10 protein-coding genes are annotated in these 8,532 nt (G+C 67.2%); 4 read left to right on the top strand and 6 right to left on the bottom strand.

What is annotated here, in order from left to right; genetic code table 11:
- Positions 1–197 precede the first annotated feature (197 nt).
- Entirely contained in the window at positions 198–791 is a 594-nt protein-coding gene (locus JYJ84_RS21730; RefSeq protein ID WP_122948912.1) for a TetR/AcrR family transcriptional regulator, read from the top strand.
- A gap of 36 nt (positions 792–827) precedes the next feature.
- Here JYJ84_RS21730 and JYJ84_RS21725 read toward each other — a convergent pair whose 3' ends face one another.
- Complete coding sequence (locus JYJ84_RS21725) at positions 828–1,295, bottom strand: MarR family winged helix-turn-helix transcriptional regulator (RefSeq protein ID WP_174960729.1); 468 nt, start codon at positions 1,293–1,295, stop codon at positions 828–830.
- 81 nt (positions 1,296–1,376) lie between these two features.
- Between JYJ84_RS21725 and JYJ84_RS21720 the strand changes: the two genes are divergently transcribed.
- Both JYJ84_RS21720 and JYJ84_RS21715 read left to right on the top strand, forming a co-directional pair.
- The gene (locus tag JYJ84_RS21720) at positions 1,377–1,745 is read left to right on the top strand and encodes a hypothetical protein (protein WP_175219355.1); all 369 of its coding nucleotides are present in this window, start codon (positions 1,377–1,379) and stop codon (positions 1,743–1,745) included.
- A gap of 88 nt (positions 1,746–1,833) precedes the next feature.
- Positions 1,834–2,451 carry a glutathione S-transferase family protein gene (locus JYJ84_RS21715; protein ID WP_122948915.1) on the top strand — a complete coding sequence of 206 codons (618 nt, stop codon included), beginning with the start codon at positions 1,834–1,836 and terminating at the stop codon, positions 2,449–2,451.
- 127 nt (positions 2,452–2,578) lie between these two features.
- Here the strand turns inward: JYJ84_RS21715 and JYJ84_RS21710 are convergent, their stop codons facing one another.
- From JYJ84_RS21710 to JYJ84_RS21690, 5 genes are all read right to left on the bottom strand, one after another.
- A complete protein-coding gene (locus JYJ84_RS21710; RefSeq protein ID WP_122948916.1) occupies positions 2,579–3,301 on the bottom strand; it encodes an HAD family hydrolase in 723 nt (240 codons plus the stop codon).
- Between the two features lie 22 nt (positions 3,302–3,323).
- Positions 3,324–4,295: an ornithine cyclodeaminase family protein gene (locus JYJ84_RS21705; protein WP_175219357.1), complete on the bottom strand. Its 972-nt coding sequence runs from the start codon at positions 4,293–4,295 to the stop codon at positions 3,324–3,326.
- 110 nt (positions 4,296–4,405) lie between these two features.
- Positions 4,406–5,536 (bottom strand): DSD1 family PLP-dependent enzyme, encoded by a 1,131-nt coding sequence (locus JYJ84_RS21700; protein WP_174960735.1) that lies wholly within the window; start codon positions 5,534–5,536, stop codon positions 4,406–4,408.
- A 128-nt stretch (positions 5,537–5,664) separates the two neighbouring features.
- Positions 5,665–6,591, bottom strand: coding sequence for a LysR substrate-binding domain-containing protein (locus JYJ84_RS21695; RefSeq protein WP_374102118.1), 927 nt, complete (start codon positions 6,589–6,591; stop codon positions 5,665–5,667).
- 188 nt (positions 6,592–6,779) lie between these two features.
- Entirely contained in the window at positions 6,780–7,694 is a 915-nt protein-coding gene (locus JYJ84_RS21690) for an NAD(P)/FAD-dependent oxidoreductase (RefSeq protein WP_205189447.1), read from the bottom strand.
- 146 nt (positions 7,695–7,840) lie between these two features.
- Here JYJ84_RS21690 and JYJ84_RS21685 point away from each other — a divergent pair, with 146 nt between their 5' ends.
- Positions 7,841–8,281, top strand: coding sequence for an Rrf2 family transcriptional regulator (locus JYJ84_RS21685; RefSeq protein WP_122948920.1), 441 nt, complete (start codon positions 7,841–7,843; stop codon positions 8,279–8,281).
- Positions 8,282–8,532: the final 251 nt, after the last annotated feature.

Here is an 8,532-nt window from a genome sequence, read left to right as displayed (position 1 = left end):
CGCCGTGCCAGCTCGGCGACGACAAACCGCCCGGTATGACCCGTGGCGCCATAGACTGCAACCGTCATTCGATCATTCATGATCAACTCCGCTACAGAACGGTCTGTTTTATAGTACAGACCTGTAGCGTCGTCAAGGTCACGGTGCTATGATCGGATCACTGTTGCGGTAGGGGCGGCCAGCACGGCCGGGTCGGGATGAAAAAGGAAACAGGCATACCAGGGAACGCGCCCGATACGCGCGAACGCATTCTGCAGACGGCCAGCGAGCTGTTCTACCGGGAGGGCACGCGCGCGGTCGGCGTGGACCTGATCGTTGCGCAGGCGGGCGTGGCGAAGACGAGCCTCTATCGCCACTTCGCGACGAAGGACGACCTGATCGAAGCGTTCCTGCTGCGCGAGGACGCCGATTTCTGGGCGCATTGGGATGCGGTGGCCGCGCAGTACCGGCGCACGCCGCGCGAGGAGCTGGACGCGCAACTGCAATGGATCGGCGAACGCATTGCGCGCCCCGGCTATCGCGGTTGCCCGCAGATCAACATCGCCGCCGAATATGCGGACGGCAACCATCCGGCCCGCAAGGTGGCCGTCGCGCACAAGCAGGAGTTGCGGCGCCGGCTGACCGAACTGGCGGCGGCGATCGGTGTCGATGAACCGGAAACTTTTGCATTGCGGCTCGCGACCGTCATCGACGGCGCGCTGAGCAGCGGGCAGGCGCTGCATGCGCATGGGCCCGTGGCCTTCCTGCAGGAATTCGCGCAACTGCTGCTGCCGAAGAAGGGCCGGAAGTAAGCCGCCTTGCCGCAGCGACCCGCGTGCCGGTTCGGTTCAGTCGCGCGCGGCCGGATCGACCGACAGCGCGCGCAACTGGCCGCGCAACTGATCGACTTCTTCCGGCGCGAACGGCCGTTCGATCTCGGCATGCGCCTGCTGCCACAGCGGAAACGCTTCGGCCAGCAGGTCGTGGCCGGCCGGCGTCAGTTCGAGCAGGCGGCTGCGCCGGTCGTCCGGATCCTGGATGATCGTGACGAGGCCGCGCCGCTCGAGCGGCTTGAGCGCGGCCGTGAGTGTGGTGCGATCCATCGCGAGCAGCGACGCGACCGATTTCATCGGCGCCGGCTGGGGCCGGTTCAGCGACATCAGCAGCGAAAACTGGCCGTTGGTGAGATCCAGCGGGCGCAGCACATCGTCGAAAATCCGCGCAAGGTTGCGCGCCGCGCGCTGCATGTGCAGGCACAGGCAGCAATCGCGCACCATCAGCGTCGTGTCGAAAGGGAGCTTTTCTTTTCGTGCCATGTTGCAATTGTGTTGATATCAACCTATCGTGTCAAGGTCGAGGCGCGGCAGCCCGTCGCGTCCGTCACCGGAGGAGACAACATGAGTGCTCAACAGCAGTTGTATCTCGCGGTATTTCTCGGGACCAAGGATAGTCCGGCCATGAAGGCCTGGCTGGCGCTGCCGGAAGACGCGCGGCGCACGCGCGAGCGCGATGGCATCGCCGCATGGCATGCATGGGTCGACCGGCATCGCGACGTGATCGTCGAGATGGGCGGGCCGCTCGGCAAGACCAAGACCATCGATGCGGCCGGCGTCACGGACACGGCGAATGCGATGAGCGGCTTTACCGTCGTGCGGGCCGCGTCGCACGACGCGGCGGCCGCGCTGTTCGAAGGCCATCCGCATTTCACGCTGTTCCCGGGCGTGGCGATCGACGTGATGCCGGTGCTGGCGATTCCCGGCGTGTGAACGACGAGCGAGGCCACGCGTCGGGTATCGGCGATGCGCCGTGGCCGCCATGCGGAAGTTTTCCTGACATTCTGGATGGAGACTGGCGATGAAGCTTTACGGATTTGCCGGCACCCGCTCGCAACGCGCGCTGTGGGGGCTGAAGGAGCTGGATGCCGATTTCGAGTTCATCTCGGTGAACCTGCTCCAGGGCGAGCACAAGCGTCCTGAATTCCTGCGCCTCAATCCGGCCGGCAAGGTGCCCGTGCTGGTGGACGGCGACCTCGTGATTCCCGAATCGGCCGCGATCGTGCTGTATCTCGCGGACAAGTACCCGGAGAAGGCGCTGCTGCCGGTCGATCCGGCGCTGCGGGCCGAGGCTTACCGGTGGGTCATGTTCGCGGTGACGGAGCTCGAGCAGCCGCTGTGGCGGATCACGCGGCATTCGTTCATCTATCCGCCGGAGAAGCGCTCGCCGGCCGACATCGAACTGGCGCGCGAGGATTTCAGGACGATGGCCGCGATCCTCGACAAGCATCTCGAAGGGCGCGAGTTCATCGTCGGCGATTCGCTGACGGTGGCCGATTGCGTGACGGCCTACCTGATCGACTGGGCGGGCGAGTGCAACCTGATCGAATCGTTCCCGCAGCTGCGCGCCTATCTTGAACGGCTGTATGCGCGGCCGAAGGCGCCGCAGCGGATCGCGGACGCGCGCAAGGCGGCGTGAACGGGCGGCGGCCGGTCATGCGCCGCATCGGCGTGGCCGGCCGCTACGTTCGCACGGTCGGCGAAAGGCGGTCAGCCACGTTTCATGGTGGTGAAGCGTGCGTCGCGAACGCGGCGCACGCAGGCGCTCACACTACGTCGTCTGGCCCGCCAAGCATGCGACACAGCATCGACAGGTCGCTGAGTGTGAGGTGCGGCGTCGCGGCCTGCGGCTGAACACGCTCCGTTTCCGGATGCGTATCGCGTACCACCCACGCGGCCTGAAGTCCCGCGTTCAATGCGCCGACGACATCGAGGTGATAGTCGTCGCCGACATGCAGCAATTCCGCCGGCCGCACATCGAGCGTTTGCGCCGCCGCATGGAAGATCCCGGGCTCCGGCTTCGCGACCCCGAACGCCTGCGCGCTGAGCGTCGCACGAAAGAATTCGCCGCCGCCGGTCAGCTGGAGATTCGCGTTGCCGTTGGTTACCGCGATCAACGGGAATCGCGCGCTCAACCACGCGAGCGCCGGCAGCGCATCGTCATAGAATTCGACCCGGTTGCGCGCGGCATAGAAGGCCGCGTACGCATGCTCGGTGAGGGCGGCATCTTCGTTCGCACGCTCCAGCGCCAGCCTGATCGAGCCGATTCTCATCGCGCGGAAGTCGCCGGCAAGCTCGGGGCACAATCGTTCGTATTCCTCACGCAGCTCGCTCAGTGCCTGCTGCGTGGGCAGCACGCTCGCGGTAGCGGGCGCATGCTCGATCAGCCACGCGCGGAGTGCGGCTTCGGCCCGTACGACGGCCGGCCCGAACGGCCACAGGGTGTCGTCCAGGTCGAACGAGAGGGCGGAAACTTGGGTGAGACGCATGGCGATTGATGGGGAATTTCGTTTACCAGGGCCACGGAATGGAGATTCCGGTGCCGTTTTCGAGGGCCTGCTGATACAGGAAGCGTGCGACGGTCAGGTCCTGAAGCGCGAGCCCGGTCATGTCGAAGACGGTGATCTCGTGCGGCGCGCGGTCGACCGACGCGGTTCCGGTGAGGATGTCACCGATTTCCGTGCGTGGCAAATCCGGCGCCCACTGGCATTCGCCAATGCTGCGCGCCTGATCGTGATCGTCCACGAAAATCCGCGCGCGTGTCAGCACGCCTGCCGGAAGCTCGCGCTTGCCGACGGTGTCGGCGCCAACGCAGGTCAGGTGGGTGCCCGGCTGAACGGCATCCGCATCGAACAGCGGGCCGCCGCCGGGCGTTGCCGTGATGACCACGTCGCTATCGGCCACCGCGTCGTTCCGGTCGCGGGCTACGCCGATCGCGCATCGTTCCCGGAAGGCCGATTCGAATCCCGGATCGGGCTCGCCGCTGACGTTCACGTACTGCACCGTGCACCGTTGCGGCAGCAGCCCGAGCGCGTAGTCGAGCTGGACGCGCGCCTGCACGCCCGTGCCGAACACACAGATTCGCGTGCTGTCGCGACGCGCGAGCAGTTGCAGCCCGAGGCCGCCGGCCGCACCGGTTCGCGCGGTGGTGATCGCATTGCCGTCCATGATGCACAGCGGGCGGCCCGTGGCGGGATCGAACAGCGCGACGGTGGCCTGATGCGGTTCGCCGCCGAGCCCGCGGTTGCCGGGCCAGAACCCGGCCGCCTTGAAACCGAGCAGATCCTGGCACGCGACGTCGCCCGACTTGATGCCGAACACGCCGCCGGTGTGCAGTTTCTCGCGAACCACCGGAAACACGCGTCCGGCCCGTTGACTGTGCAGCACGAAGGCTTCGCGAACCGCCGCCGTCACTTGCGTGGCTTGGAGGGCGGGTTCGACGGCGTCGCGGTCGAGAAGCAGGAGTCGGGCGTCTGTCGGCATTTTCGAGCAAGCGCTTTCGGCGCGAGGTGTTGACGAATTGTTTTAAATTTTGTCCAGATTTGGATAAATAGTCAATGTGGCGATGGCGCGGCGCGGACGCGCGGTTGGGTTCACCACCCGTAGAAGCGCGGCCACGTCTGCGCGCCGCCGTCTTCGCCGACGGCCTGATACTCGGGATGTTGCGCGCCGGTGGCGCACGCGTGATTCGGCAGGATACGCAGGCGGGTGCCGATCGGAAACCGTTGTGCGATGCCGGAATCGGGCGAGCCCGCACGCGACACGATCCCGTGCTCCTGGTTGGCGGCGCTCATCACGTAGCCGCCGAGCACGTCGCCGTGTTCGGTGCAGACCTGCCCGTAACCGAAATCGCGCGCCTGGTGCTGCGTGCCGCGGTCGCGGCTCATCGCCATCCAGCCCGCGTCGACGATCGCCCACCCTTTCTCTTCCTGGTGCCCGATGACGGTGGTCAGCACCGACAGCGCGATGTCGGCCAGGTCGCACACGCCGATGTTGTGCATCACGAGGTCGAACATCACGTACACGCCGGCGCGCACCTCGGTGACGCCGTCGAGGTGGTTCGCCGCGAGCGCGGTGGGCGTCGAGCCGATGCTCACGACTGGGCAGGGCAGACCGGCGGCCCGGAGGCGCTCCGCCGCGCGTACGGTGCGGCTGCGTTCCTGCTCGGCGATGGCCGCCAGCGCGTCGGGCGTGTCGTATTCGTAGCTGGAGCCCGCGTGTGCCAGCACCCCGCCGAGCGCCATCCCGCCGTCGACCAGCGCGCGGCCCACGTCGATCAGCAGGTCGGCGTCGGGCGGAATCCCCGAGCGGTGGCCGTCGACGTCGACCTCGATCCACACGTCGAAGCGCTCGCCGTGCGCGCGCCCGAATTCGGCGATCGCGTGCGCGGCCGGCAGGCTGTCGGCGACCAGCTTCAGGTCGCAACCCTGCCGGCGCAGCGCGAGCGCCTGGCCCAGCTTCGCGGGCACCATGCCGACCGCGTAGACGATGTCCCGGATACCGTGCGCGAAGAACTGTTCGGCTTCCTTGAGCGTCGACACCGTGATGCCCTGCGCGCCGGCGGCGATCTGCGCATCGACGACGTGCGCGCATTTGGTGGTCTTGACGTGCGGCCGGAACCTGACGCCGAGCGCATCCAGATGCGCCTGCATGCGGCCGATGTTGTGACGCATGCGGCCGATGTCGATCAGGGCGGCCGGCGTGTTGAGGGTTTGAAGATCCACGATGCGTTGCCTCGGAGGGTTGCCGATGCGAACACTGTAGAGGCGTTGACGGGATGCGTGTTTAACGCATGGCTAATCCGGCATTAAACGCTGCTTAATCGACCGAATCGTGCGGGGCGTGGCGCGGCTCATGCCTTGCCGCGCCACGGCGGCGGGCTCAGAAACCGCGTCGCGGCTTCGAGAAACACCCGTTGCCGCGCGGAGCGGCCGGTGCGCGACGGCAGCAGCGCCGTTACCGGCGCGGGCGGCAGGTGCCAGTCGGGCAGCAAGCGGACGAGCCTGCCGTTCGCCAGCAGCGGGGCGACATCCCACTCGGAGCGCTCGACGATCCCGAGGCCGGCCAGCGCCCATTCCGTGATGACGGTGCCGTCGTTGGAGGACAGTGCGCCGGTGACGCGGATCACGGCGGAGCGCTTTGGTTCGCCCTTGACGTCGCCACCTTGCGAGAAGCGCCATCGCGGGATGTCCTCGTCGTTCTCGCGCAGGCACAGGCAGTCGTAGCGGGCCAGGTCGGACGGATGGTTCAGTTCCTTGAGGCGACGTGCATAGGCCGGGCTCGCGCACAGAAAGCGCGCGTTGGGCGCGAGCGGATACCCGATCCACGACGACGACTTGAGGCTGCCGACATGAACGACCACGTCGGCTCCCGATGCGCCGGTCAACGGGCTTTCCGACAGGTGGAGCGCGATGTCGAGCTTCGGATGCGCGCGTTGCACGTCGCGCACGATCCGCGCGACGTACTTTCGCCCGAAGCCGAGCGGGGCGACGATGCGCAGCGTGCCGCGCACGTCGCCGTGGTCGCCCGAGATGCTGACCGGCAGCGCCTCCACGCGCTCGAGAATGTCGACGGCCTCCTGGTACAGCCGTTGTCCTTCGTCGGTCAACGTGATCCCTTTCGGCTGCCGCACGGCGAGCCGTGCGTTCAATCGCGCTTCCATCCGCTGCAGGCGAATCGTGACCGCGGGCGGCGTGAGATCGAGCAGCCGCGCGGCCGCGGCGAGCGAGCGCGACGTGCCGATCGCGCGAACGAGTCGAAGGTCGTTGAGGTCGAGCATTTCACGTCTCTTAATGCTGGAGGTGCCGAGCATTAAACCGCACATCGCGACGCGAATCCATCGATGCGGATGCGGATGCGGATGCGGATTCGGATGCAGATGTGGATGCGGATCGCGGTGACTGCGTATCGAATCGAACCGGATCGCACCTCCGCTTCGCATGGCGCAGCCCGCGGCTCCATGCACCGTTACCGGTCGAGCCCGAAAATCAGCGACCGGTGCGCGGCGACCCCCGCCATCACACCCGACGCCGACGCGAACGTCGCGTTGGTCATCGACGTCGATGCGTCGCCAGCCACGAATACGCCGGGGACACTCGCCTGCTTCCCCGCATCGACACGAACGACCGGGCCGAGCGGTCCGTCGTCGAATGCACAGCCGAGCTGCTGCGCGAGATCGCTCGCCATGGCCGTGCGCGCACCGACGAACAGCGCATCGATCGGCACGACCTGCCCGTCGGCGAGCCGCAATGCATCGATCCGCGGCGCATCGCCCAGGATATCAACGACCGGCGACCGCTCGATGCGTACGCCGCGCGCATCGAGCAACGCGGCTTCTTCTTCATTCGCTTCGACCGCACCTTGCGTGAACCACGTCGTCGGGCCCCAATCCGGAATCAGGATCGCCTGATGCACGGACAGCGGATGCGTGGCGAGTACGCCGAGCCGCCGGCCGCTCACCTCGTACCCATGGCAATACGGGCAATGCAGCACGCTGACGCCCCAGCGCTCCGCGAGCCCCGGCAGCGCCGGCAGTTCGTCGCGGATGCCGGTTGCGAGGATCAGCCGGTCGGCGCTCGCACGGCTGCCGTCGGCCAGCGTCACGTGGAAGCGGCCGTGCGCATAGCGCTCGGCCGTGCGCACGTCGCCTGCGATCCGCTGCACGGTCGGATACGCGGCGAGTTGTGCGGCGGCTTCGTCGACGATCTGTGCGGGCGGCTTGCCGTCCTGCCCGAAAAAGCCGTGCGCGTGCGCGGCAAAGCGGTTGCGCGGCCGGCCGGCATCGATCACGAGCACGCGGCGGCGCGCCCGCGCAAGCTGCATCGCGGCCGACAGCCCCGCAAAGCTGCCGCCGATCACGATCACTTCATGAGGGTCATGCATGCACCTTCTCCTTTCCTGAACCTGCGTGAATGACGGGCGCGTTCCGATGACGGCCGATCCAACTCATGAAACATGAGAAGTTGCATGATAGGGCGATGGTATCATTCATGCAACTTCAGAAGTTTCGAGAGAGAGGGGCGCTGCCCGTGAGAACCGATAGCCGTTTGTCGCGCATGCTGCATGTGCTGATCCACATGGACCAGGCCGACGGCCCGCTGACGTCGGAGACGATTGCGACGATGCTGAGCACGAACCCGGTGGTCGTGCGGCGCCTGCTCGGCGGCTTGCGCGACCGCGGCTACGTGCAGTCGGAGAAGGGACACGGCGGCGGCTGGGCGCTGAGCGTCGCGCTCGACGACATCACGCTGCTCGATGTCTATCGCGCGGTGGGCGAGCCGCCGCTGTTCTCCGATCTCGTCACGGACGACGAGGCCGAATGCCTGGTCGAGCAGGCCGTCAACGCGCACCTGTCGGCCACGCTGAAGGAGGCCGAGACGACGCTGCTCGCCCGCTTCGGCGAAGTCACGCTCGGCATGCTGTCGCGCGATTTCGAGGCGAAGCACGCGAAGCGGCGCAAGCCTCGCTGACGCGCCGCAGCATCGCGCCCGGCCGTCGCCAACCTGCGATCCGGCACGGCCGAAAACGCTGCGCCGCAATGTTCTGTCCCCCAACTTCTGCCCGGTTCGCCCGCCACAGGGCAAAATACGGGTTTTCCGCACCCGCGAGGGCGCGACCGAATCACGCGCCGGGCGGCGGCAGTGCGCAATCCGCACGCCGCCGCCGGGCGCCCAGGCAAGATCGCTCGCCATGTCGCGAGCCCACAGGAGTCCAGACCTCA

Source organism: Burkholderia sp. LMG 13014 (assembly GCF_905232215.1).
Taxonomy (GTDB): Bacteria; Pseudomonadota; Gammaproteobacteria; order Burkholderiales; family Burkholderiaceae; genus Burkholderia.
This window is presented reverse-complemented; position numbering and strand designations above follow the sequence as displayed.